This is a genomic window from Pseudomonas sp. fls2-241-R2A-110 (assembly GCF_030209165.1).
GTDB lineage: Bacteria > Pseudomonadota > Gammaproteobacteria > Pseudomonadales > Pseudomonadaceae > Aquipseudomonas.
The window spans coordinates 129,348-155,722 of record NZ_JARVSN010000011.1; the positions used below are offsets into that span (position 1 = coordinate 129,348).

General features: G+C 60.2%; 15 protein-coding genes. 1 reads left to right on the forward strand and 14 read right to left on the reverse strand.

The features are described from left to right. Positions 1-468: 468 nt before the first annotated feature. Complete coding sequence (locus QRN31_RS10560) at positions 469-7,545, forward strand: TcdA/TcdB pore-forming domain-containing protein (protein WP_285431881.1); 7,077 nt, start codon at positions 469-471, stop codon at positions 7,543-7,545. Positions 7,546-7,732: 187 nt separating this feature from the next. Here the strand turns inward: QRN31_RS10560 and tspR are convergent, their stop codons facing one another. From tspR to gcbA, 14 genes are all read right to left on the reverse strand, one after another. Further along, entirely contained in the window at positions 7,733-8,329 is a 597-nt protein-coding gene (gene tspR / locus QRN31_RS10565; RefSeq protein WP_285431882.1) for a type III secretion system genes modulator TspR, read from the reverse strand. A gap of 64 nt (positions 8,330-8,393) precedes the next feature. Further along, complete coding sequence (locus QRN31_RS10570) at positions 8,394-11,171, reverse strand: hybrid sensor histidine kinase/response regulator (RefSeq protein ID WP_285431883.1); 2,778 nt, start codon at positions 11,169-11,171, stop codon at positions 8,394-8,396. A gap of 99 nt (positions 11,172-11,270) precedes the next feature. Further along, a complete protein-coding gene (purD, locus tag QRN31_RS10575; RefSeq protein WP_285431884.1) occupies positions 11,271-12,566 on the reverse strand; it encodes a phosphoribosylamine--glycine ligase in 1,296 nt (431 codons plus the stop codon). Between the two features lie 154 nt (positions 12,567-12,720). Beyond that, positions 12,721-14,328, reverse strand: coding sequence for a bifunctional phosphoribosylaminoimidazolecarboxamide formyltransferase/IMP cyclohydrolase (purH, locus tag QRN31_RS10580; protein WP_285431886.1), 1,608 nt, complete (start codon positions 14,326-14,328; stop codon positions 12,721-12,723). Positions 14,329-14,409: 81 nt separating this feature from the next. Next, positions 14,410-14,730, reverse strand: coding sequence for a DNA-binding transcriptional regulator Fis (gene fis, locus QRN31_RS10585; RefSeq protein ID WP_007907419.1), 321 nt, complete (start codon positions 14,728-14,730; stop codon positions 14,410-14,412). After that, complete coding sequence (dusB, locus tag QRN31_RS10590) at positions 14,727-15,737, reverse strand: tRNA dihydrouridine synthase DusB (protein WP_285431887.1); 1,011 nt, start codon at positions 15,735-15,737, stop codon at positions 14,727-14,729. Before dusB ends, fis begins: the two co-directional genes overlap by 4 nt. 185 nt (positions 15,738-15,922) lie before the next feature. Beyond that, positions 15,923-17,137, reverse strand: a complete 1,215-nt coding sequence (locus tag QRN31_RS10595; RefSeq protein WP_285431888.1) for a DUF3426 domain-containing protein — start codon at positions 17,135-17,137, stop codon at positions 15,923-15,925. A gap of 30 nt (positions 17,138-17,167) precedes the next feature. Next, on the reverse strand, positions 17,168-18,046 hold the full coding sequence (prmA, locus tag QRN31_RS10600) for a 50S ribosomal protein L11 methyltransferase (protein ID WP_285431890.1): 879 nt from the start codon (positions 18,044-18,046) through the stop codon (positions 17,168-17,170). A 296-nt stretch (positions 18,047-18,342) separates the two neighbouring features. Continuing rightward, on the reverse strand, positions 18,343-19,701 hold the full coding sequence (gene accC / locus QRN31_RS10605) for an acetyl-CoA carboxylase biotin carboxylase subunit (protein ID WP_090176051.1): 1,359 nt from the start codon (positions 19,699-19,701) through the stop codon (positions 18,343-18,345). A gap of 17 nt (positions 19,702-19,718) precedes the next feature. Next, the gene (gene accB / locus QRN31_RS10610) at positions 19,719-20,180 is read right to left on the reverse strand and encodes an acetyl-CoA carboxylase biotin carboxyl carrier protein (RefSeq protein ID WP_090176048.1); all 462 of its coding nucleotides are present in this window, start codon (positions 20,178-20,180) and stop codon (positions 19,719-19,721) included. A gap of 46 nt (positions 20,181-20,226) precedes the next feature. Then, on the reverse strand, positions 20,227-20,679 hold the full coding sequence (gene aroQ, locus QRN31_RS10615; protein WP_020797556.1) for a type II 3-dehydroquinate dehydratase: 453 nt from the start codon (positions 20,677-20,679) through the stop codon (positions 20,227-20,229). Between the two features lie 131 nt (positions 20,680-20,810). Next, positions 20,811-22,556, reverse strand: a complete 1,746-nt coding sequence (locus QRN31_RS10620; protein WP_285431891.1) for a protein-disulfide reductase DsbD — start codon at positions 22,554-22,556, stop codon at positions 20,811-20,813. Positions 22,557-22,674: 118 nt separating this feature from the next. Continuing rightward, the gene (locus tag QRN31_RS10625; protein WP_285431892.1) at positions 22,675-24,621 is read right to left on the reverse strand and encodes a methyl-accepting chemotaxis protein; all 1,947 of its coding nucleotides are present in this window, start codon (positions 24,619-24,621) and stop codon (positions 22,675-22,677) included. A 52-nt stretch (positions 24,622-24,673) separates the two neighbouring features. After that, complete coding sequence (gene gcbA, locus QRN31_RS10630; RefSeq protein WP_285431894.1) at positions 24,674-26,344, reverse strand: diguanylate cyclase GcbA; 1,671 nt, start codon at positions 26,342-26,344, stop codon at positions 24,674-24,676. Positions 26,345-26,375: the final 31 nt, after the last annotated feature.

A 26,375-nucleotide genomic window follows, 5' to 3' on the forward strand; every position in this document is an offset into this window, starting at 1 on the left:
CGCGCCTCCCTGGAAACTCGCTCGCAAACCCGTCGTACATCGCCATAACGCGGCTGGAAAATGCCCAAATCCGTTCAGGACTCTTCGTTACTTTGACCGTCATGTTGTGAAACAACCGACACAGCCCATGCTGTTTGCGGCCATGCGCCAGTCGTTAATAAACATGTCAGGTAAAGATCAAAAGTTACACTTATATATCGGGATTAAGTGTAATTAATTAATGAGTTCGCGAGTTGGTTGAAGTTGTTGTGGTCGTCGTTTAGTGTTTTTCGAAGTTGGCACTGATTGAGCGGTTTGCAAGTTACGCTGGTTAAGTACAGTCGCTTGCTTTATTAATCATTGTTCTCTTTTTCGACTTGTTTCAATCATTCACGATGGGTCGCGCTCCGATTACATATCGAGGCATTGCGCTGCGCCGCCCACTGTTTCTTATCCAGCGTTCTCAACGATGACAGGATGTGATGCGTTATGAATATCGATAACCGGGTGGCGGACGGGTTCAAGGAGTTTGCCGCTTTGTTTCAACGTGCTGAACTTGAAACGGCACTCAAAGACTTCAAGGGAACGCCCGAATACGAGGCGATCGTGCGGTATTACCTTGCGTGTACCCGTGTCTTGGCCCCCGAGCGACAACGTGAGCCGGTCGCGTTGCTCAAGGAAGCCCTGGCGTACTTGCAGACACCGCAAGGGCGACGTCGTCGAGCCTCTAAGCTGGAACACCCACCTCAGCCGAAAGGGACACAGGCACCGGACCTGATGGAGATCCACGACAGGGTTGAAGCCTTTCAGGACCGCTTGAACAGCCACGTCATGCTCCTTCAATCGATACCCGTCGACGTACCGAAGACTCTGCACTTTGTCTGGCTGGGGGGCGGTCTGGGGGCTATTCAGCGCGACTACATCAATGTCTGGAAGCAGGTGCTGGCGCATCGGGGTTATACATTGAAACTCTGGTATGACAGTGACGCGCTGCTCGCCCACGAAACCAACCGGATCATTATCCAGGCGGCGAAAGCGCACGCCATGACCCAAGGAGGAGACACGCTCGATAACCCCGGAGAACTGGAGCGACGCTACGAAGAACGGGCGATCGTGCTCAAGACGCAGATGTTTGAGCATATCAACGAGGTGGTAAAAAAAGGCGGAAGCGCCGACGACGCGAGAGTTGATCTTCTCGTGCGCGCTTATGCTCAGGATGAAGTGGCGCTCAAGGCGTTGCGCGATAAAAACCTGCGCAGCGTCGCCCTCGAGGGGCTGGAACGACGGGATGTAAAAACAGAACAGTCTTCGTTTCAAGTGAACGATATTTATCAGCGTGAAATCCGACTACGGGGAAACCTGGCAGCGGCCTCTGATGTGGTGCGGGTCGAAGTGTTATTTGCCGAAGGCGGTATTTATTCCGATGTCGATAATCTGCCGCCACTGGCCGACTCCGTTGGCACAGTGGATGTCAGTCACTTCGATCCCAATGCGCGGTTGGGCGTTGTGCAGTTGCTGCTCAATCACAACCCGCAGTGGATGCCGGGCCGTGAGGCAAACAAGTACGCAAGTTTTCTGGAGAGAATTCCTCTGCAACATCGCGAAACCCTTGAGCGTTTTGCCAAGAACACACCCGCGTTGACCGATGTTTTTCTTCTGCCACAAGACCAACGTGTCCGACTCGATGGTCTGCGCGCTGTCATCGACTCCAACAGCCTCAGCAATGCATGGTTGATGGCGCACGCGAAGTCGCAAATGCTGGGTGCCGTGCTCAAGCGCTTCAGGATCAACTACGACGTTCTCGACGCAGTGACGCAGCGGGCCGTCCAGGACGGCGTCCCTTTGTCCGATGTTCAGGCGCTGAGCAAGATAGCGAAGGAAGTTGCGCAGCAAACCTTCGGCCCCTTGGACAGGTTGCCCGAGCTTGAAGAAATGGCTGCCGAATTCTTGATGCGGGGCGTCGTCGGCTATTTTGGTGATGGCCTGCTGCCGGGCAGTGACGGCACCATCTATCTCACTGGACCTGCAGCGGTACGCCACGCAATGGCTGATGCCTTGCAGATGCCTTACACCACTGAACTTGTTGAGCAATGGAACGCAGAGGCGATACTCGCCGATAGCGTCAACCGCTTTACCGAAGAGGAGCTGGACCACTCCTGGAAAGAGGCCGAGGGCAATGCTCACCGATGGCTCGCCGAGGAAAAAAAACGCTGGAAGGCAGGGGCGTTCAAGGCGCGCTACGCCGGTGATCTGACGCAGCTGCTTGACTATCAACGCATTGATTTCGAGGAAGGCTGGCCGGTTATCGAAGGTCGCCACGTGCTGATCACCGATGTGTTGCAACGCCTGGCTGATCATCTCGGCAAGCCGTTCCTTCAAGCCATGCGTGAACGCCATACCGGCAGCGTGACGTTTGATCAGTGGGTGTCCCTGAGCTTCGATGACCGGCAACTGATCATCGCGCAGCCGGCCAGTGTGCGGCCGCCGGCTTCGCTCCCCGACCCCTACACGCGAGACCTGGCGGTGGGTGAATTGCTCAACCGGATCGCCAGGGAATCGCTGCCCATCGGCCAGGTGAATCCGTTGCAACGCCTGATGCTGGGGGCATTGTCGGGGGCCACGATGCTGGATAACCGAAGCTTCGACGCCGTCAGTGCAAAGCTGGAAAACCTCGCCAACACGGTGGCAGAGCTGGGGCCGTCCCTCGCTTACTCGGCGATAGAGCATGCATTTTTCAACGTCCACAGCCCCGCTTTCGAAGACGGATTGAGCAGTGGTTCCGAGCATTCGCCGAGCTTCGCCGAAACGGCCACTCAACTCAGGCAGCGGGCGCTTGCGCAGGACCTGACGCTGTATCAATGGGGCCAATCTGTTGCCCGGATTCAGCAAGTGGCGAAGCTTGAATACCGGACCCGGATTGTCGAACGCGCGGAGGAGGTGCTGGGCAGTTTCGACGAGGGCTATTTCAAACTGGTGCCGCAGGACTTGTTGCTCGAAGGAACCGGCGACCGCGTGGCTGGACGTTGCCTGCCTCTGGCCTTGAGCATGGCCGGTGCGATCACCAAGGGCGGTCAGGCGGCCAACACGTTGCGTGAGCGGTTTTATCTGGGCGTCATCGCCGCCAGGGACAGCGATTCCCAAACCTTCTTGAGCATGCTCGAGGAGCTTCGCGGCATTCAACTCAGCGAAATCGGCATGACGTTGCCTCGCGCCGATCTGGCGGGTGTCGTGGCACGACTGGCGGCGCAACCCTCAACCTGCACCTTGATGCTCAACACTGACAGTCATGCCATGTTGGTCGCCAAAACAATCAACGCCGGGCAGAGCACCTGGCATTTTTTCGATCCGAATTTTGGCGTCTTCGAATTCGATCAAGCGGACTCGTTCAGCAAGGCGCTGAACGCGTTTTTCATCCAGCACGAAATGGCCAGGAACTACGCCGCGTCCTTCGTCGGGGGGCGCCCGCAGTTTGACCTGATCGCACTGGATGGCGACGCACTGAACCGGCAGGTGTTCCGCTCCGGCCTACCGCTTTCCACTCTGTTTGAGCCCGGGCCGCTGCCGGAGCAGATGACACCCCCGCTGCGGCAACGGTTGGCCAGCGGTCGCGGCCAATCCCTGGTGAACAACGCCACGCTGGGCCGTTCGTTGCTGGAGCTTGATGCGCAGGGGTGGGGAGAGCAGATTGCGCAGGCGACCCGCCAGTTACAGGCGCAGCATCAACTGTCACCGGATACCGTACCGTTGTTTGAAACGCTGCACGTCACGCCGACCGGCGAGTACACGCTGAGCCTGGTCAATCCCAAAGCCGGACAGGCCATGATGTCTGTCACCAGCGGCGATCATCGATTCATCGGGATCAAGCAATACCTGTCCCGGGTCTTCGAAACCCTGGGCGGCCGCCAGCCCGTCAATGAGGTCGACCCCACGGAGGCCGGCAGCGTCCACACCCTCAACGCCGGTTTTACCGTACAAGCCTTGATGAACGCGTTGCGTCATCACGAAAAGGCCGCCAGCGAAGAGAACAATGCCCTGACCACTGCCATTCGCCTGCATGCCTATGTGAATCATGCCCAGTTGGTGCATGGCAATGTGGTGGATGTGGTGGGCGTCATCCAACTGGTCCGGCAGGCGCTGAACGACGAGAAGGTGATTGCTCGCACCAGTGCTCCGTTGGTGCGCGGGGCGCTGGGGCATATCGGTAATGAAGGCGTGGGGACCGTGCTGGGGTTGGTGAATGTCGGGTTCGATATCTATCAGTTGAACCACGCGGCCAATGACATTGAAAAGGCGCAGTTTGGCAGTCAGTTGGCTTTCGATTCTGCCAGCGCGGCGCTGGCTGCCGCGGGCATTGGTGCCGCCCTGGTCGGGGCCGGCACGGCTGCCGCGGTGTTGGGTGGCGCGAGTGTCATTCTGGGCGGTCTGGTCGTGGGGGTTGCCGCGCTGGCCGAAGGGTTTGCCGCCATTGCAGAAGAAGCCAAACAGGTTGGACAGTTTTTTGGCCGCCTCGAAAGTGCTTATCGGCAGGGCGGGTATCACCTGGATGAAGCCTCCAATACCTGGATCGCTCATCCACTGCCGGGTTTCGCCGAGCTGGACCTGCGCGCATCGATCGTGCGCTTCGACAGCCCGAGATTATTCCCGTTACATGACCACCTGGGCGTCCCGGATTTCGATGTCGATTATGAGCGCGCCGTCAATATCCGTCAGGGGCTTGGACTGCCCGACACGGCTGCGTTCAAGCCACTGGCCGGCCAGACGATCGTGCTGCCCTGCACGCCCAAAACCTGGTACGGCTACGATTACACGTTGTTGCCCTTTGCCACGACCCGCCATGACGCCGGGTTCGATACGGCGCGTCGCCTGGAGCAGAAAGACAGCGACGGTCGATTGCAGTTTCTGTTCTCGTTTTATTCGTTTCCCGGCGAATACGTGATCAGTCGGCTGAACCCTGTCTACAAACCCACCGTATTCAACGTCCGCCTCGACCGCATCGAACGCTCGTTGGTGGTGCCCGTGCTGCCCAAGGTGTGGCACGACCTGATTACCTACCGTATCGAAGGTGCCGGCAGCCAGTGCTCGGTCCTGCTCAACCCCGGCGTCAGCCTGGAGCTCGATGCGCCGGGTAATGGCGTCATGCGCTGGGTGATTGAGGCCCGCTGGCTTAGCGAAGAGGCGATCCAGATAACACGCGCCGATCAATTCTCGGCCGGCATGGTTGGCGTCAAGCTGACGGGGACCGCCCGGCGCGAGGTGCTGTTCAATCTGGCAGGCAACAAAGTCCTGCGTCTGGACCAGAACACCCTGCAATTAGTGCTGGTCGAAGAAGCGGCCGGCGTCACGCTTGGCGAGCAGGCATTGCTCGATCACTTCAAGACGCTGGCTCAAGCGCACAGGCTGGCGATGCCTTACACCCCGGTCCACGGGTTTGTCGTTCCCTTCGAAAAGCCGGACGAGCCCAGGACCGTCGTGGCCTTTTACGACGTGGCTCAGGATCGTTTCCTGTACATCCGTAACCACGACGTGTTGCTGGCCGACGAGGTCATGCTGGGAGCCGTCGTGCAGGGCTGCGCCTACTTTTATCATCCCCAGGGGTATGAAATCTGGCAGGTCGACGCGACCACCGGCACGCTCATCCAGCGCTATCGCTTATGGGTGACCAATGCCGACACCCAGATCACCGGCGTTACTCTCCTGGCCAGCGGTGCCATTCAGATCGTCCAGAAGGTGTCGCGCCAGGACGGCGCTCATGATGAGCTCGTCTTCCTGGTTCACGAGCAGAGGGCGTTGCTGTGCTCCATCACCCGCAACCTCGACCCAGCGTTAGCGACATTATTGGCGGGAGACACGCTGGCTGACTGGACGCCGATCCTGGGCGACTTTGTGCCGCCCAAGGCCAGCCATACAGTCGATTGGCAGTTTGCGGCGTTGATCTCTGTCTGCTGGCTGATTGAGGCCGATGTGCGGGATCTGGTGTGGGTTCGCGACAGGGATCGCAGGATCATTCGCGCACCTGCCCGTGGGCACCGCGCACGAGGGTGGCCGGATTCGATCAAGACGCTGAACGACCTGGTGCTGATTGCCCCGGCCGGCGCCGATGCCGATGTGATGGTCACCTTTGATAAGACCCACCGCACCCTGGTGCGCCAGCAATGGTCAGTGGCCGGCGATCGCGGGCAATGGGTCAACACGCACATCGCGCCAACGGGGTTGAAGGAGGTGATTGCCCTTGATTCGGGTTATGTCGCCCTCACCGATACCGGGCTTTTTTACAATCTGAGCGAACAGGGTCATCTGCAATTTGGCGGGCTGGCTGACGCCTGGTTCCGGGATCGGCCGCAGTGGTGGTCGGCACTGCCCGGCATTGCGACGCAGTACCCGGTCTCAAGCTTTGCCTTGCTGGGTTTGACCAGCACCCCAGGCGATACGAAGCTGTGCGCCTGGTACGTGGGCGATCGGCTCCTGCTCTCGAGCCTTGGCCATGGAAAACCGGTGCGCTTGCTCAATGTCTCCCCGGATGGACAGGCCGTCTGGTTGTTTGATCTTTCAACGGGCGGCGTGTATCGGCAGGACTTCACCGACGTCGCGGTTCTGGATAAGGCGTTCGCCGAGGGTTCGCGACAGGTGTCCGCGACGGCAGTGCCGGCACCGCAGCGGGAGTGGGATTCGTGGCGCTTTGCCGAGGTCACGGTCGACGGTGCAGGCCTTCGGGCAACAACCCCTGAAGGCATCCAGCTGGCGTTGGATTACCGGGAGCCGGCATTGATTACCGGCGTCGACGGTCATTGGGTTGCCAGCCATGACGGTGACTTGAGCGAGGCCTTGCTGGCGCTCGCTAACGAGCATCGATGCGCACCTTTTCTAACCGTTGCAGCGCCCGACAGTCACCAATGGTTTGTGGTTAAAACCGGGCGATTGATCCGCGTCGCGAATGCCGACATAAGGTTCGCCTACGAGCTGATCGGCACTCAGAAGCAAACCAGCGTGCTGCTGCATGAACGGCCAGAAGGGCGCCTGAGCACCTATCCGCAAAAGGTCCATGCCGGGCCGCTCGACTATGTCCAGCGAACAGCCGAAGTGCAGGTGATCGACGCTCCGGCGAGGAGTCAGGACCTGCTGCCATTGCTCGCCGATGATGTCAGCATCCTGGTCCTCAAGATGGGACAAGGCGCCGTCACGAGCAGGCTCACCCACGCGATCTGGTTGAAACTTGAATCGGTGATTGTCGATTGCCGCTATGCACTGGGCCAGCCGCCTTTGATTCCAGGCAAGTTGATCTGGGATATCAAGGTTGCCGATCAGTTATGGGCGAGCCTGGTGGATGAGCACTTGGTGATTGTCGATGCGGACAACGGGCACAGTTTGATATTCCGGGGCGTGCATGGCAGCGACGTGAGCGGGCGTGGCGATGTGTTTCTTTCGATGGAAGGGTATGTGTCGTGCGCTGTTTCGACCTTGGTCGCCGCGCTGGTGGCGCAAAAGGCTCACTCGCAAAGTATCGGTCTCAAACAGCTCTTGTCGTTGAGCCGTGCGTCGTCGATGCCGGAGCGTTTAGCGCTGGCTTGAAGGCGCGCAGGTCGGTTTCTCTCGGCCAAGACGCAAAAACGCCCCTTTCGGGGCGTTTTTGTTGATGGAGGACAACAGCGCTTTCTCGCGTTTTATGGCCGCTTCCTCCCATCGGAGGAACGGCAATTGACCGGACCCATCTTGCCCAAGCCGAGGCCAAAGGTTGTAACCAGCGGCCTGTGTGTGTTCAGGGAACCAGATAACCCTTGACCCCGGTAAAGATGATCTGCGCCGCGAGCGCACAGACAAACAAACCCATCAACCGGCTGACGATCTGCAGACCCTGGTCACCGAGAATCCGCTCGATCCGGTTCGACAGGTAAAGCACCACGCCAACCGTAAAACTGGCCAAGGCAATACTGAGAATCGCCGTGAGCTTGTCGTCCCAATGCGGCTGGCTGATGCCCATCACCAGCAAGGCACCGATGGTGCCGGGACCGACCGTGAGGGGGATGGTCAGCGGGACGATCGTCACATCCTGCTGCACATTGTCGGTCTGTACCGCTGACTTGCCTTGGGCCATGCCCAATGCGGAGATGAACAACACGCTGCCGGCTCCGATGCGGAACGCATCGACGGTGATGCCGAAGACGCTGAAAATCACGCGTCCGAAGAGGTACAGCAAGACGCTGGAGACCAGTGTGGCAACGGCTACTTTCCAGGCCAGGCGCCGTTGTTCCTTGCGCGAATAGCCGCGGGTCAGACTGATGAAGCAGGACAACACGAAGAACGGGCTATAGAGCACCAGCATCTTCAGGTAAACGCTGAATAACACATGGAGCATGATGCAGGCTCACAGTCTGGGAAAGTCGAGGGGGAGTCTATCAGGCGTTACGAGGTCTGTCGGCTCAGGAGGTTTGAGCCGTCGCCCGGTTTTGCTGATCCCGTTCCGCCACCCAGTGCTCAATCAAGTCGCGCAACTGCGACAGCTCGACCGGTTTTGCCATGTGCCCGTCCATGCCGGCCTGGCGCGCGCGCTCTTTGTGCTCGGCGAGAATGTGCGCGGTCAATGCCACCACGGGGGTGCGAACTCGCTGGTTGCCGACCTCCCAGGCACGCAATTGTTGGGTCGCGGAGAACCCGTCGAGGATCGGCATTTCACAGTCCATCAACACCAGGTCATAGCGCTGGGCTTTCATCGCCTGCAAGGCTTCTTCGCCATTGCTGGCGGTATCCGGTTGCAGGTTGAGCTTGCCGAGCATGCCGCGAATCACTTTGGTCGAGATGCTGTTGTCTTCTGCCACCAGGATGCGGAAATCGCTTGGGACCTTGACCGGAAGCATCGGGCCGGTTGGCAAGTGCTGCGACATGGCCTGGCCTTTGTTGCGCTGGTTCAGCTCGTCGGCCAGGGTGGTCTTGAGGGTGTAGCCGGCCACCGGTTTGGCCAGAATGCGTTTGACTCCGGAGTTACGCGCGATGATCTTGCTCGGTGCATTGCTGATGCCGGTGAGCATGATCAGCAGAATATCGTGGTTCAGGCTCGGGTCTTCCTTGATCTTGGCCGCCAGTTGCATACCGGTCATGCCGGGCATGTTCTGGTCGAGCAGAACCACATCGAAGTAGTCGCGCAAGTGCGCTTTGGTGCGCAGTAATGCCAACGCCTCTTTACCCGACGGAACGGCACTGACGTTCAGGCCCCAGGCGCTGCATTGCTGCACCAGCACCTTGCGGCAGGTGTCGTTGTCATCGACCACCAGCACGCGTGCACCTTGCAGCGGACCATCGAGGTCTGAGGTCGGATGCTCGAGTCGATCAGGGTCCAATGGCAGGGTCAGCCACAAGGTGCTGCCCTGGTTGGCGCCGCTCTTGATGCCGAACTCACCCTGCATCAGGCGAATCAACTGACGGGCAATCACCAGTCCCAGATTACCGCCCAGGCTGGTCGCCGAGAGGAAGTGCTTGCTGTGCAGCTCGGCGTGCATCAGGGCATCACGCTCTTCGGGCTCCATCGGCACGCCGCTGTCCTGCACGGCGATGCGCAGGCGCGGTTTGGCGCTGCGATCATCGAGGGCGACGACGATCAGAATCTCGCCTTCGTCGGTTTTCTTGAGTGCGTTTTCCAGCAGGCTCAGCAAGGTCTGGCGCAGGCGCGTCGGGTCACCGCTGATGACGCGTGGCACTTGCGGCTGGATGAAGCTGATCAGCTCGACGTTCTGCTGTTCGGCCTTGGCGCGGAAGATGCTCAGGCAGTCTTCGATCAGGGCATTGAGGTCGAACTGCACATCGTCCAGTTCGATTTGCCCGGACTCGAGCTTGGAGATGTCAAGAATCTCGTTGATCAGCGTCAGCAGTTCGTTGCCGGCACTGTGGATGGTCTGCACATAGTCGCGCTGTTTGACCGACAGAGGCGTACCCAGCAGTAACTCGGTCATGCCCAGCACGCCATTCATCGGGGTGCGGATTTCATGGCTGATCTTGGCGAGGAATTCGGCCTTGGCGTTGATCTCGGCATTGCTGGCCGCCAGGTCTCGACTGATGCTGAAGCGATCCTCAGTGATGCTGCGCTGGCGTTCACTCAGGGCAATGCTCATCAGCAGGCCACTGACGCAGATGAACGTGAGCAGCGTGATGATCAGGCCTTGTGGGGCAACCTGTGTCAGCCCCAACAGGGCCGGCAAAATGATCAACGTGCCGATGTTGAACACCACCATCGCCGCAACGAAAAGGCGAGCCGGACGATAGCCTTTTTGCCAGTGATGGGCGCCGACGAACAACATGCTCAGACCGGCGAGCGCCACCAGGGCGTAGGTCATGATATTGAGCGGCAGCGTGTTAACGAATAACAGCAACAAGCCGCAGACCACGATGAACAGGATATCTCCCAGCAACAGCTTGTTCAGCGGATGCGGGCCGAGTGGGGCGAAGAAACGATAGGCAAACATCAGGCCGCAGGGCGCCGTCAGCAGCAAGGCAAGGTAGGCGCCGGGCGTTTGCACGGCATGCCAGTCGGGTAACCAGGGGCCGGCCAGATTCAGTAGCAACAGCAGGCTGAGCATCAGCAGCGCCTCGCATCCGGCGAGCCACACACTGCTGCGTGATCGCGTATACGCGTAGCGCACGAGGTTGTGCAGGATCAGCATCCCGATGCAACCGAACAGCAGGCCGTAAATCAACGTCTGCTTCTGGTTGGCGGCGGTCATGATCGCCGATTGCAGGGTGATGAAGGGCCGCAACTGGTGTTCGGACACGAGTCGCAGGTAGACCTCGAGGGGTTTGTCGCTTTGTGGCAGCGGCAACATGAAGTCGCTGCTGGGCAGGGGACGCTCAGTCTGGGGTTGCGAGGTGCCGGTGTTCAATTGATCGATCAGCGTGTCGCCGTCGAGCACATACAGGTTGAGGTGCGACAGGTCGGGGGCGAACACTCGCAGCAATTGCTCGTGTTTGCCGGGCGCCAGCCTGAAGCGCAGCCACAACGCCCCTCCGGGCTCGGCCGCGGTCAGGCGGTCCAGTTCGGTGGGGCTGAATTGATTGGTGTAGCGAGCGGAACGGATGTCGCTCAGCTGCAGGTCGCCCTGTTCATCAAGCAATACTGCCCAGCCACTGCCTTGCGCGGCGAGCGCCGGCAGCATGCAGAGCAAGGTCAGCAATGTGACAGTGAAACCTATGGCAATCCTGAGCCAGCGCACGGCGAAATCCCTTCGTAGGTTGATGCCAGATTATTACTATGCGCGGCGCCGGAATAGTCCGACAAGGGCCTGAGGCCCTTGCCCGGCTGAATGGATCGATTATTCCTGATTTTCGCCACGCTCGCGGGCAATGGCACGATAGCCAATGTCCTTGCGATAGAAACAGCCTTCCCAATCAATCTTGGCCGCCAGCTTGTAAGCCTGCTGCTGGGCAGCATCGACGCTGGCGCCCATGGCGGTAGCGCAGAGCACCCGACCACCGGCCGTCACCACTTGACCGTCCTTGAGCGCAGTGCCGGCGTGGAAGACTTTGCCTTCCAGAGCGGCGGCGGCTTCCAGACCGTTGATGGCGACGCCTTTAGTGTAGTCGCCCGGGTAACCGCCAGCGGCCAGCACAATCCCGACGCTCGGACGTGGATCCCATTGTGCTTCGACCTTGTCCAGGGCTTGCGCCAGGGCGGCTTCGACCAATAGCACCAGGCTCGACTGCAAGCGCAGCATCACCGGTTGGGTCTCAGGATCACCGAAACGGCAGTTGAACTCGATAACTTTTGGGTTACCAGCCTTGTCGATCATCAAGCCCGCGTACAGGAAACCAGTGTAGACGTTGCCTTCCGCGGCCATGCCGCGCACCGTCGGCCAGATCACCAGGTCCATGACCCGCTGATGAACGTCGGCAGTCACCACCGGGGCAGGGGAGTAAGCACCCATGCCGCCAGTGTTCGGGCCGGTGTCGCCGTCGCCGACGCGTTTGTGGTCCTGGCTGGTGGCCATCGGCAGCACATTCTTGCCGTCGACCATGACGATGAAGCTGGCTTCTTCGCCGTCCAGAAATTCTTCGATCACAACACGCGAACCGGCCTCGCCAAAGGCGTTGCCCGCGAGCATGTCGCGTACGGCGTCTTCGGCTTCGGCCAGGGTCATCGCAACGATGACGCCTTTACCGGCAGCCAGGCCGTCGGCCTTGATCACGATCGGTGCGCCTTTTTCACGCAGATAAGCCAGTGCCGGCTCGATCTCGGTGAAGTTCTGGTAGTCGGCGGTCGGGATCTTGTGGCGTGCGAGGAAATCCTTGGTGAACGCTTTCGAACCTTCCAGCTGAGCGGCGCCAGCGGTCGGACCGAAGCAATCCAGGCCACGGGAACGGAACAGATCGACCACGCCTGCGACCAGTGGCACTTCCGGGCCGACGATGGTCAGGGAAACGTTTTTCTCGGCAAAGTCAGCCAGTTGCTCAAGGGCCAGCACGTCGATGGCGACGTTCTCGCACTTGGCTTCAGTGGCCGTACCGGCGTTGCCCGGGGCAACAAACACTTTCTGCACGCGCGGATCCTGAGCCACTTTCCAGGCCAGGGCGTGTTCACGGCCACCGCTGCCAATGATCAAAACATTCATTTCAAAAACCTCGGATGACGCTAATTCTGTTGAGCGCCGCAGGGACGCTTTTCTGTGGGAGCTGGCCTGCCGGCGATGCAAGCAACTCGGTTTATCAGCTAAACCGAGGGGATGCTATCGCTGGCAGGCCAGCTCCCACAGTTGATCGTTGTGCTTAGTGACGGAAGTGACGCATGCCGGTGAATACCATGGCGATGCCGGCCTCGTCAGCGGCAGCAATCACTTCCGCATCACGCATCGAGCCGCCTGGCTGGATCACCGCAGTGATACCGACCTTGGCCGCGTTGTCCAGACCATCGCGGAATGGGAAGAACGCATCCGATGCCATCACCGAACCGGCGACCTGCAAGCCGGCATGTTCAGCCTTGATCGCAGCGATACGGGCCGAGTTCACGCGGCTCATCTGGCCGGCGCCGACACCGATGGTCTGACGGTTCTTGGCGTAGACGATGGCATTGGATTTGACGTACTTGGCCACTTTCCAGGCGAAGATCAGGTCGTGGATCTCTTGCTCGGTCGGTGCACGCTTGGTCACGACTTTCAGGTCATCGGCGCTGATCATGCCGATGTCGCGGCTCTGTACCAGCAGACCACCGTTGACACGTTTGTAGTCCCACGCAGGGGCGCGGTCAGCCGACCACTCGCCACAGGCCAGCAGGCGCACGTTGGCTTTGGCAGCCACGATGGCGCGGGCTTCTTCGCTGACGGACGGCGCGATGATCACTTCGACGAACTGACGCTCGACGATGGCCTTGGCCGTTTCAGCATCTAGCTCGCGGTTGAACGCGATAATGCCGCCGAACGCCGATTCGGTGTCGGTGGCATAAGCCAGTTCGTAGGCCTGGCGGATGCCGCCTTCGGCGTCCGGGCTCACGGCCACGCCGCACGGGTTGGCGTGCTTGACGATCACGCAGGCCGGCTTGACGAAGCTCTTGACGCATTCCAGCGCGGCGTCGGTGTCGGCCACGTTGTTGTACGACAGCTCTTTGCCTTGCAGTTGGGTCGCGGTGGCGATGCCGACTTCGGCAGGCTTGGCTTCCACGTAGAACGCCGCGCTCTGGTGCGGGTTCTCGCCGTAGCGCATTTCCTGGGCCTTGACGAACTGGCTGTTGAAGGTGCGCGGGAACTCGCTGCGACCTTGGGTGCTGAGGGTTTCAGCGGCCTGGTTCACAGTGCCCATGTAGTTGGCGATCATGCCGTCATAGGCGGCGGTGTGTTCAAAGGCCTTGAGCATCAGGTCGAAACGCTGAGCGTAGGTCAGGCCGCCGGCCTTGAGGTTTTCGAGGACGCTGGCGTAGTCGCTGGCGTTGACCACGATGGCCACGTCTTTATGGTTTTTTGCTGCCGAACGGACCATGGTCGGGCCGCCGATGTCGATGTTTTCGATGGCGGTCGGCAGGTCGCAACCTGGCTTGTTGATGGTGGCTTCGAACGGGTACAGGTTGACCGCTACCAGATCGATCGGCTTGATGCCGTGTTCGTTCATGATGGCGTCGTCAATACCGCGACGACCGAGGATCCCGCCATGGATTTTCGGGTGCAGGGTCTTGACCCGACCGTCCATCATTTCTGCGAAACCGGTGTAATCGGCGACTTCCACTGCGGCAACACCGTTGTCGCGCAGCAGCTTGAACGTTCCGCCGGTGGAGAGGATCTCGACGCCCAGGGCTTCAAGCTCCTTGGCGAATTCAAGGATCCCGGTCTTGTCGGAAACGCTGATCAAGGCGCGGCGGATCGGCAGGCGGGTAGTCTGGTCGGTCATTTCAATTTCCATCAAAAGCAAAGGAGTCAGCAAAAAAGGCGACCGGTTTTACGCGGGCGCCTTTCTGGTTTGATTGAATGCTTACAGCAAATCGTACTGCTTGAGTTTCTTGCGCAGCGTGCCCCGGTTGAGTCCGAGCAGCTCGCTGGCCTTGGTCTGGTTGCCCTTGACGTAGTTCATCACGCACTCGAGCAGGGGAGCCTCGACTTCGGAGAGCACCAGGTTGTACACATCCGTGACGGCAGCGCCCTCAAGGTGGGCGAAATAATTGTGCAGCGCCTTCTCGACACTCCCGCGAAGGGTCTGACCTTCTTCGCTAGGCGTATTGAGGTGCTGTTTCAAATTCACGTTGTCGCTCACGGGTGTTGTTCCACTCACTAAAGTCTCGGTCATCATCGTCATGCGGCCACCCCTTCTCCGTCCCCTGTCAGGCTCTTATAACGTTCGGCGAAGAAGCCCTGAACGTTGGCGCATTGTGCTTCCGTATCTTCCAAACTATTGAAGTGGGCGCGAAACTCCCTGGCGCCCGGCAAGGTTGCGAGATACCAGCCCACATGCTTTCGAGCGATACGGACACCCATGACGCCTCCATAGAAGACGTGCAGTGCAGCCAGATGCTCTAGCAGAATGCGTTCCACCTCGATCAGTTCCAGCGCCGGGAGTTTCTCGCCGGTACGCAGGAAGTGGTCGATCTCACGAAAAATCCATGGCCGCCCCTGGGCTGCCCGGCCTACCAACAGGCCATCGGCACCGGTCGCATCGAGTACGTACCGGGCCTTCTCGGGTGAGTCGATATCGCCGTTGGCGAAGACCGGAATCGACACCGCCTGCTTGATCGCGGCAATGGTGTCGTACTCGGCTTCACCGGTGTACAGGTCGGCACGGGTGCGGCCATGGACCGCCAACGCCGTGATGCCTGCCTGCTCGGCGATCTTCGCCACCGTCAAACCATTCTTGTTGTCCCGGTCCCAGCCGGTGCGGATCTTCAAAGTGACCGGCACATCGACCGCAGCCACTACGGCTTGCAGGATCTCGGTGACCAATGCTTCATCCTTCAACAGTGCGGAACCGGCGGCCTTGTTGCAGACCTTCTTCGCCGGACAGCCCATATTGATGTCAATAATCTGTGCGCCCAGTTCGACATTCGCTCGGGCCGCATCCGCAAGCATCTGCGCATCGCCACCGGCGATCTGTACCGAGCGAGGCTCGGGATCACCTTCGTGAATCATGCGCATCCGCGATTTGCGGGTGTTCCACAAACTCATGTCGCTGGTGACCATTTCCGAGACTACAAGTCCTGCGCCCAGTCGCTTGCACAGCTGACGAAAGGGCTGGTCTGTGACGCCCGCCATCGGGGCGAGAATCAAGCCGTTGTGCAATGTATATGGACCGATGCGTACCGCCGACATAGGACTTCCCTGTTGTGGGGCCGGATCATGAGAGTTCGAAAAAGGGTTGGCATGATACCCGCTCTCGATGACTGGATAAAGGCTGAATTGAACAAAATCTGAACAGTAATTCTGTTATCGCCAGCGGTTTGGTATGAGCGGTCAAAGTCAGAAATATGCCGTCAAGCCTGTAACGGTGAACCGTTTCACTCGGGCGAGTGGAAGCTCAGGCTGTAGTTCACCGCTTTGGAGCCTGGATCGAGAATATCCAGTGCGATGTGGATCGGCGTCTGCGGTGGCATCTCCGCCATCCCTTCGAGGTCGCCGTTGAGGTATTCGCCGGGCTTGAAGCGACGGCTGGCGATCAGGTGTCCGTTAAGGTCGGCGAAACGCAGTTCCAGCAGCGGGAATGGCTGAGAGAAGGGCGCACGGTTGTAGATGATCGCATCGACCACCAATGCACCATTGAACTCGGGGTGGCTGCGTACAACCAGATTGCTGCTCTTGATTTTTGCGATGTCGACCTTGGACGGTACCGTGCAGCCGATTTGCGGACACAGTTGCTGGAACCATGGGCGGTACTGGTCCTGGCGTGCCAGTTCGTCGAAATGGTAGGCGACGTATTGGCCCGCCAGCGCGGCTAAGCCGAGCAGGACCAGGACCGACCAGAACAGCCGTCGGCCCCAGGGGGAGCGGCGTTTTTGCCAATCCAGTTGCAGCGGATCGTCGCTCAGGTCTTGCAAGGCCTCGGCGCGTTCGGTCGACTCACTGCGCTCGTGTCGCTTGCGCAGGGGGACGATCGGGGGCAGGTCGTCGTCAGGTGCATCGGTTGCCGACAGGCGATCATGGTGCAAGGGCATGTCGAGCGGGTCATTCAGGCGCAGTTGTGGCACCTGGGGTTCGTCGTCCAGATCAACCGGTTCCAGCGAGAACGAAGGTTCAGTGCGCGAGGGTTTGCCCGGTTCGGTCCGCGTTTCCTTTTGGTCGGCTTCGACCGCCTGTGCGCGATCGGCGGCCGATTCGCTGAACAGACTGTCGGACCACGGAACGTCGTGTTCGGCGTTATCCCGGCGAGCGCTCAAGCTGTCTTCGCGGTGCCGGCCGAATTCGGTGGTCGGCTGGATTTCCCGCTGTTCGAGGCGGGCAAGTTCTTCGTCCAGGTCCAGGCTGTCCAGATCCAGCTCGGTGGCGGACCATTGCTTTTGGCTGATGGCGCGCTGTGCCGGTGGTTCGACGATGGCCGGGGCGACCGGTTTGACCGCCTCCATGCCAGCCCGCTGGTCAAGCAGCTGCTTGGCGGCGTTGAACACCTGCAGGCACGAGCCGCAACGAACCACCCCACGGGCCACGCTCAATTGAGCGTGGCTCACGCGGAAACTGGTTTGGCAATGCGGGCACTGAGTGACGAAGCTGTCGGTCATGCGGCGATCCGGTTTAGGCAGGCGCTCATTCTAGCGCCGACGGCCAGTGATGCGCACCCAGCCATCGCGATTGGCGATCGGGTCCAGATCGAAGTCCTGGGCATAGGCTTTGGCAACGTCTTCACCTTGCTCGGCGAGGATGCCCGACAGTGCCAGTCGGCCGCCAGGCTTGACCAGGCTGGACAGCTGCGGCGCCAGGGAAACCAGTGGGCCGGCCAGGATGTTGGCGACCAGCACGTCAGCCTGAACCTGGGGCAGATCTTCGGGCAGATACAGCGGGAAGAGCGCTTCGGCGATGTTGTTGCGCCCGGCGTTGTCGCGGGAAGCTTCCAGTGCCTGGACGTCGATGTCGGTGCCGACGGCTTGCTTGGCGCCCAGCAACAGTGCGGCAATCGCCAGGATCCCCGAGCCGCAGCCGAAGTCGAGCACGTTGCAGTCCTTGAGGTCCTGCCCGTCGAGCCATTCCAGGCACAGGGCGGTGGTCGGGTGGGTGCCGGTGCCGAATGCCAGGCCCGGGTCCAGCAGCAGGTTCACGGCGTCCGGTTCCGGCGCGGCGTGCCAGCTTGGCACGATCCACAGGCGCTGGCCGAAACGCATCGGCTGGAAACCGTCCATCCAGCTGCGTTCCCAGTCCTGGTCTTCGATGACTTCGCTGTGGTGCTCGGGCAGCGGGCTGCCGGTCAGCAATTCAAGATGGGCCAGTACGGAGGCGGCTTCGGTGCCGCCTTCGAACAGTGCCAGCAGGTGCGTGTGCGACCACAGCGGCGTGGTATTGAGTTCCGGTTCGAAGATCGGCTGATCTTCGGCATCCATGAAGGTCACCGACACGGCGCCCACTTCAAGGAACGCGTCTTCGTAGGTTTCGGCTTGTTCTGGGCTGATGGCGAGACGGACTTGCAGCCAAGGCATGGCGGGCACCTTTGAAAAATATTGATTGCAGCCTAGCGGGCTGCGAGAAGCGCGCAAGTTTACGCGAGCGCGGGGCATTTGTGGGAGTCGCCTGTGCTCACCGCACAGTTCTGATGAGCGCCATACCCTGTGGGAGCGAGCTTGCTCGCGATGAGGGCCTCACATCCGGTATCTATGTCGACTGACATGCCGTCATCGCGAGCAAGCTCGCTCCCGCAGGGGAGGTGTGATGCTCGGATGAAATACCCAGAAACAACAAAGCCGCCCGAGGGCGGCTTTGTTGATGGGGTCGAAGCTTAGTGCTTCTCGCCTGCCAGCTTGTGCTCGAGGTAGTGAATGTTCACGCCCCCTTTGCAGAAGCCTTCATCACGGACCAGGTCGCGGTGCAGCGGGATGTTGGTCTTGATCCCGTCGACAACGATTTCGTCCAGCGCATTGCGCATGCGCGCCATGGCTTCTTCACGGGTTGCGCCGTAGGTGATCAGCTTGCCGATCAACGAATCGTAGTTCGGCGGAACGGCATAACCGCTGTACAGGTGCGAATCGACGCGAACGCCGTTGCCGCCTGGGGCGTGGAAATGCTTGACCGTGCCTGGGCTTGGCATGAAGGTTTTCGGGTCTTCGGCGTTGATCCGGCATTCCAGCGCATGACCACGGATGACCACGTCTTCCTGGGTGTACGACAACTTGTTGCCAGCGGCGATGCTGAGCATCTCCTTGACGATGTCGATGCCAGTGACCATTTCCGAAACCGGGTGCTCTACCTGGACACGAGTGTTCATCTCGATGAAGTAGAAGTGGCCGTTTTCGTAAAGGAACTCGAAGGTGCCGGCGCCACGGTAGCCGATGTCGATGCACGCCTTGACGCAGCGAGCGAGGACTTCAGCGCGTGCTTTCTCGTCGATGCCCGGTGCCGGTGCTTCTTCGAGTACCTTCTGGTGACGACGTTGCAGCGAGCAATCGCGGTCGCCCAGATGGATGGCGTGACCCTGGCCATCGGAAAGCACCTGAACTTCCACGTGACGTGGGTTGGTCAGGAATTTTTCCAGATAGACCATCGGGTTGCCGAACGCCGCGCCTGCTTCGGAGCGGGTCAGTTTCGCCGAGGAGATCAGGTCTTCTTCTTTATGCACAACGCGCATGCCGCGACCACCGCCGCCGCCAGCGGCCTTGATGATCACCGGGTAACCGACTTCGCGACCGATGCGCAGAGCGGTTTCTTCGTCTTCAGGCAGTGGGCCGTCGGAACCCGGAACGGTTGGAACGCCTGCAGCGATCATGGCGTGCTTGGCCGATACCTTGTCGCCCATCAGGCGAATGGTGTCGGCTTTGGGGCCAATGAAAGCAAAGCCGGAGTTCTCGACCTGTTCAGCGAAATCAGCGTTTTCCGCAAGGAAACCGTAGCCAGGGTGAATGGCGGTAGCGCCAGTCACTTCAGCAGCGGCGATGATTGCCGGAATGTGCAGGTAAGAGTGCGCGGCCGAGGCCGGACCGATGCAGACGGACTCGTCCGCCAGGCCCAGGTGCATCAGCTCTTTGTCGGCCTTGGAGTAAACGGCGACAGTCTTGATGCCCATCTCTTTGCAGGCACGCAGGATCCGCAGGGCAATCTCACCGCGGTTGGCGATCAGAACTTTTTCCAACTTCGCAGTCATCAAAGTTTCTCCGCGGTTCAAACGATGGTGAACAGCGGTTGGTCGTACTCAACCGGCTGGCCGTCTTCGACGAGGATGGATTCGATCACACCGCTGGTTTCAGCTTCGATGTGGTTCATCATCTTCATGGCTTCGACGATGCACAGGGTGTCGCCTTTCTTCACGGTCTGGCCGACTTCAACGAAGGACGGCGAGGATGGCGAAGACTTGCGATAGAACGTACCGACCATCGGCGAACGGGCAACGGCGCCGTTCAGCGCGGGGGCGGCTGGAGCAGCAGGAGCGGCTGCGGCAACCGGGGCAGCAGCGACAGGCGCTGGAGCCGGAGCGTGCATTGGAGCAGGTGCGTAGTACTGCTGAGCCGGGGTTTTGCTATGACGGCTGATGCGTACAGACTCTTCGCCTTCCTTGATCTCGAGCTCGTCGATGCCGGACTCTTCCAGCAGTTCGATCAGTTTCTTAACTTTACGGATATCCATGAATCATCAACTCCCAAGGGTCGGTCAGGGGCGTTACGCTTGTTGTTCAAGCTGTTGCCGGTCTTTCAAGCTGTTCTAGGGCAGCCTCCAGGGCCAGTCGATAACCGCTGGCGCCAAGGCCGCAGATCACTCCCACCGCTACGTCGGAGAAGTAAGAGTGATGGCGGAAAGGTTCGCGTTTGTGCACGTTAGACAAATGCACTTCGATGAATGGGATGCTCACCGCCAGCAGCGCGTCACGTAATGCGACACTTGTGTGCGTAAAAGCTGCTGGATTGATCAGAATGAAATCCACACCTTCGCTGCGAGCGGCGTGGATGCGGTCGATCAATTCATATTCGGCGTTGCTTTGCAGGTGCAGTAAATGGTGACCGGCTTCACGAGCACGGCGTTCCAGGTCCTGGTTGATCTGCGCCAGTGTCGTAGCGCCATAGGTGCCCGGTTCACGGGTGCCGAGCAAGTTCAGGTTGGGGCCATGCAAAACCAATAAGGTCGCCATCTGCTGATCCTTGTTATCTGTGTGCAGTTGTCAGAACCCGGCGACTATGCCGCAAAGCCTTTGTGACTGTCCAGTTCTATGCAATAGCCAGCACGATGGCCGATGTTTGCGCGAAATATGTGACCGAGTGATTAAATCCGGTCATTTGCTTTGGCGACGCGTTCAGCGAAGTCCTTTGCGCCGATCTCGCCGATCACCCGCACATCGGTGCGTTCGACGCCGTCCTTGCCGAAAAACATCAGCGCCGGAGGACCGAACAATTTGTAGCGATCGAGCAGGGTACGTTGCTCGGCGTTGCTGGCGGTGATGTCGAAGCGGATCAGTCGATAGCCCTTGAGGCGTTCGACGACATTGGCGTCGTTGAGCACTTCGTGTTCGATGACTTTGCAACTGATGCACCAGTCGGCGTACCAGTCCAGCAGCAGCGGGGTGGCTGTGGATCGGGCATCGGCGAGAACGCGATCAAGCTCGGCCGGGGTCGTGACGGTTTGCCAGACTCCGGTGCCTTGCGGTTGCGGGTTGCCGGCAATGACGTGCGGCTGGCCAATCGGATTGAACGGGTCCGTCTGGCCGCTGAACGCCCCGTACCAACAGGCCAGCGCGTAAAACAGCAGGAACATCCCCAGTAATTGTCCGAGGCGTTTTCGCGGCGGTTTGTAGACGAACTCCAGCGCGCCCATGAACAACCCGACGCCACCGGCCAGCAAGCCGATCAGCAACAAGGTGATCTGCCCCGGCAATACGCGACTGAGCAGCCCGATCGCCAGCCCCAGCAGCAACACGCCGATCGCATTTTTCACTTGGATCAGCCACGGCCCGCTTTTGGGCAGCCAGGCCGCGCCTCCTGTGGCCACGAGCAACAGGGGCGCGCCCATGCCAAGGCCAAGCATGAACAGTTTCAAACCGCCGCCGAGAGCATCTCCGCTGGCGCTGATATACAGCAGCGCGCCGGCCAGCGGCGCCGACACGCAAGGCGAGACCAGCAGGCTCGACACCACACCCAACACCGCCGCGCCCCACAGCGAGCCGCCTTCGGTGCGACCGGCGATACGATCCAGCCGACTGCTGATGGCGTGCGGCAACTTCAGTTCGAACACGCCGAACATCGCCAGGGCAAACACGGCAAAAAACATCGCGAACGGCACCAGCACCCAGGCCGATTGCAGGCGCGCCTGAAGGTTGAGTTGCGCGCCGAACATTCCCATCAACGCACCCAGCAAGGCGAAGCAGGCCGCCATTGGCAACACGTAAGCCAGAGACAGGTTGAAACCGCGCAAGCCACCGACCTGGCCGCGAAGCACGACCCCTGAAAGGATCGGCAGCATGGGCAGCACACATGGGGTGAAGGTCAGCCCCAAGCCTGCGAGAAAGAACAAGGCGAGTTCGCGCCAGTTCCAGATGTGCGCGACCGTCGGGGCGCCGATGCCATCAATGCTGAGGCGCTCGGTTTCGGGTGGATAGCACAGGCCTTTATCGGCGCAGCCCTGATAAGTCACCGCCAGCGTGAAGGCTCGTTGGTCGGTGCGCGGCAGCTCTACGTCGAGAATTCCGTGGTAGACCTCGACATCGCCGAAGTACTCATCGTGTTTCTGTTCGCCTTTGGGCAGTTGCGCCGCGCCGAGGCGGACATCGGCCGGGTCGGCGCGAAATTGAAAACGATGGCGGTAGAGGTAGTAGCCCTCTGTCGCGACGAAACGCAGCTTGATCGATTGCGGTGTGCTGTCTACCAGGCTCAGCTGAAACGCCTCGCGCACCGGCAGGAAGTCGGCACTGTTGTTGATCGAGCCCAGGGTGGTACTGGGCCGACTCTCCAGCAACCCGGCGGCGGTGGCCGGCAGGGCGATCATTAAAAGCAGCAGGCAGAGCAAACGGCGCATGACAATCTCGCGTATCGAAAGTGAGGGCATGATAGCGGACAGTCGCAGGGCGTGCAGGCTGGGAGCTTTACCTTGATCGTTCCCACGCAGAGCGTGGGAACGATCATGCGGCGATCCTTTAGACGCGGAAGGCCTGGACGGCGGTGTGAAGTCGTCCACCCAACACCAATAAATTCTCCCCTTGCACGCGCCCCTCGCCGATGCGCAGCAAGTTATCCCCACCCAATTGGTGAATCCGCTCACTGTGATCGCGTATCTCACTGACGGCGCCGCTCTGCTGGGCGGTGACATCGGCGATGCGCACGGCGGTGTCGGAAATGGTCTGGATCGCGCCGACGATTTTATCCAAGGCACCGTCGGCCGCCTGGGCCTGATTGGCCGTGGCTTCGGCGTGTTCGACCTGGGCGCGCATGCCTTCCACCGATTGCCGTGCGGCGGTTTGCAGGCCAGCGATCAAGGTCTGGATCTCGGCCGTGGCGCCCGCGGTGCGTTGTGCCAGTGAGCGAACCTCTTCCGCAACTACCGCAAATCCGCGACCCATTTCCCCGGCGCGGGCCGCTTCGATGGCGGCGTTCAGGGCCAGCAGGTTGGTCTGGTCGGCAATCGAGCGAATCACTGTGAGTACGCCGCCGATGGTCGCTGACTCTTCGGCCAAGTGTTCAATCATCTGTGCGTTGCCCTGCACTTCGCCTACCAGCGCATGCAGCCCAGTGAGGCTCAGGCCGATGACTTTTTGTCCATGTTCGACCGCCAGTCCGGCATGACGGCTGGCGTCGGCTGCTTGGCTGGCATCGCCGGCGACTTGTTGAATCGTCGCTTCCAGTTCTCCGAGGGAATCACGGATCAGCGCCGTGTCGCCGGCTTGATGCTCGGCGCCGCTGTGCAAGTCATTACTCAATTCGGCCAGGGTGCGGCTGCTGCCGGCGACCTGTTCGGCGTTCAGGCGAATGGTCCCCACCAGGTCCACCAGATAGGCGCGCAGGCGGTTGAGCGACGCTTCAATGTCATGCAGTTCGCGGTTGGTCTTGCCCAGTTGAATGTCTTGGCTGAAGTCGCCTTCGGCCCAGGTCGAGAGCGCCGGCGCCAGGTTGGTCAGTGTCCTGGCCAGTTTGCGTTGCAAGGTGTCGATCAGCAGGGCGATCAGTAGAATCAGGCCGATCATCACGCCCTGCATCAACCGCACTTCGCCCTGAATCTGCCCGTGCTGAGCGCGGACCACCGGTTCCAGCCCGGCAATGGCCTGTTGCACGGCGGCAATCTTCAGGTGCGTCGCGGTGCTGAGGTCGGCGCGTTTCTGAATCTGGTCGCGCGTGCGTGAGAGTTCGGCGGGGTAACGCGTCAGCAGGCTATTGAGTTCCCGTTTCAGGCCAACGCCTGCGTCTTCGGCGGCGGTTTTTTCAGTGTTCTCCAGGCCCATCATCGCCGTGAAATCATCACTGCCGGATTCGTTGCTGCTGGCGACACCGAGTAACGGCAACGCACCAAGCAGCTCGGCCTGCGTGCGGATGCTGACGACTTCGCGCTCGACATCGGCGGCCAACTCGCTGCGGCCGCTGCTGACCAGTTTGTCTCGGGCCAGAGACAGTTTGCTCACGTGCTGAGAGGCGGCGAGCAAGGGCGCCATATAAGCCGCGTTACCGCTGGCGTACTGGCTGAGTTGTTCGAGGCTGGCGCCAAGTTCCCGTTCGGCTTGCAGCAGTAAGGCCTGCGGATCGCCCGCCAGTTTGCCAGCGGCCAGCAGGTCGGTTTTGCTGAATTCTTCAAGGGTCGACAGGCTCGGGCGCAGGGTTTCGGCCAGTGCTGGCGGCAAATCACCGAGTTCCTTTTGCAGGTCGTCGATGGCCTGGCTGGCGCTGCTCAAGCGCAGGGCATCACCGCTGGAGAGGTAATCCTCGATATTGCGCGCCACTTCATTCTGGAATTGCTGGGACAGACCCAGATAACGTTCCATCAGCTGATAGGGACGTTCCAGGGCTTTTTGCGACCACCAGAGCGTCGCGCCAAGGGCCACGCACACGGCGACTAAAAGGAGGGTATTGAGATTGGTCAGCAGCTTCAGGCGCATCGCGGGTCTACCAACGGCAGAATGGTAAGCGCCTGAAGTTATTGCGTTTCTGTTACAGGGTTATGACTGAATGGGTCCATTCCGATGAAAAAGTGGCACTTTGCTTTGACGTCCGCGCGGCCTGCACGCGGTTGCGTCCACCGTCCTTGGCGCGGTACAGCGCCTCGTCGGCCTGGCTGGCCATCATCAAGCTGTCGGAGTATTCACAGAGCTCAACCACCCCGGCGCTGAACGTGCACCACAAATCCTGGGGTTGGGCCGGGTAGTGAATCTCGGCAAAGCGTTGACGGATTTCATCGAGCACCCGGTGCGCCGATTCGAGATCGGTGTCCGGCATGACGATGGCGAATTCTTCACCGCCGTAACGGCCGATGAAATCGGTCTTGCGCAAGCGCTGCTTCAAGAACAGCGCCAGGCTCTTGATTACCCGGTCGCCCATGGGGTGGCCATGGCTGTCGTTAACGCGTTTGAAGTGGTCGATGTCGAGCATCGCAAAACTCAGCGGCTTGTTTTCGCGACGGGCGCGGAAGCTGCAGTCTTCGAGCAATTGCAGGATGTGCGTGTGGTTATACAAACCGGTCAGGCTGTCGCGGACCATTCGCGCCTTCAAATTGCGCGCCCGGGCCGCGCGGTTGCGCACGGTGGTGATCAGGTGTCGTGGTTTGATCGGCTTGGTCAGGAAGTCGTCGCCACCTTCGCTCATGGCGTCGAGCTGCTTGTCCAGATCATCTTCGGCCGACAGGTAAATGATCGGCACGCTGACGTAGCGGTCGTTGTGACGGATCACCTTGGCCAGTTCGGTTCCTGTGCAGGTCGGCATGTACATGTCGAGGATGATCAGGTCCGGCTGAAAGTCCGCCAGCTCGGCCATCGCCTGGATCGGGTCGATCAACGTGCGCGTGACGATGCCGGCGCTGTTGAGCAGGCGTTCGGTGTGCAACGCCTGGGCGCGGGAGTCGTCGATGATCAGCACTTTATAGGGTTCGTACTGGGCGACGCAGGTCAGGACTTCTATCTTCTCCAGCAGGCTCGAGGCTTCGAGGGTGCCGGTTAGGAATTCCTGGCCGCCGGCGCGCACGGCGGCCAGGCGGGTCGGGGTGTCGGTTTCGTGCAGGCTGAAGAACAGCAGGGGCAAAGGTTCGTCCAGGCCGACCTGGGCTTCGGCGGCCAGCGTCAGGCCGATGCCGGCGCCGCTGAAGTCAACGTCCATGACGATCGCCGCGGGCAAGCGCTCGACCATCGAGGAGCGAAACGCCGACACGCTGTCCAGGGACTGCGCGCTGAGTCCGAAAAATTCAAGTTGCTTGGCCAGACGCTCGGCACGATCGTGATCCTGCAACATCACGTAGATCGGCTTGCGCAGCGGCGGCAGGAAAGTTTGTTCAAGCTGATCGCCGTGACGCAGGCCGGTGCGTGACAGGCGTTGCATCAAGCGATTGAGGTCGGTGATCAGCCCGCTGCTAAGGCGTCCGCGATTGGCGTCGACCGCCTCCAGCGACTGGCCGATGTGGCGCGCCAGTTGAGAGTGTTCCGGTTGTTCGAAACGCTCGGCGAACCGCAGCAGGCGCAGGTTGGCCTCGCTCAGTTCGGACAAATCGGTAGTGGACCACTCGCTGCGTTGCAGGCGCTGCCATATCTCAAGAATCTGACGTGCCTGATGAATTACCCGCTGGGCAAAGTGGTGCTTGAGGCGCTCACGGCTGGGGTCTTCTGGCTCGGTCATATCCTGACTACTAGTTAGGGTGCATGCTGAG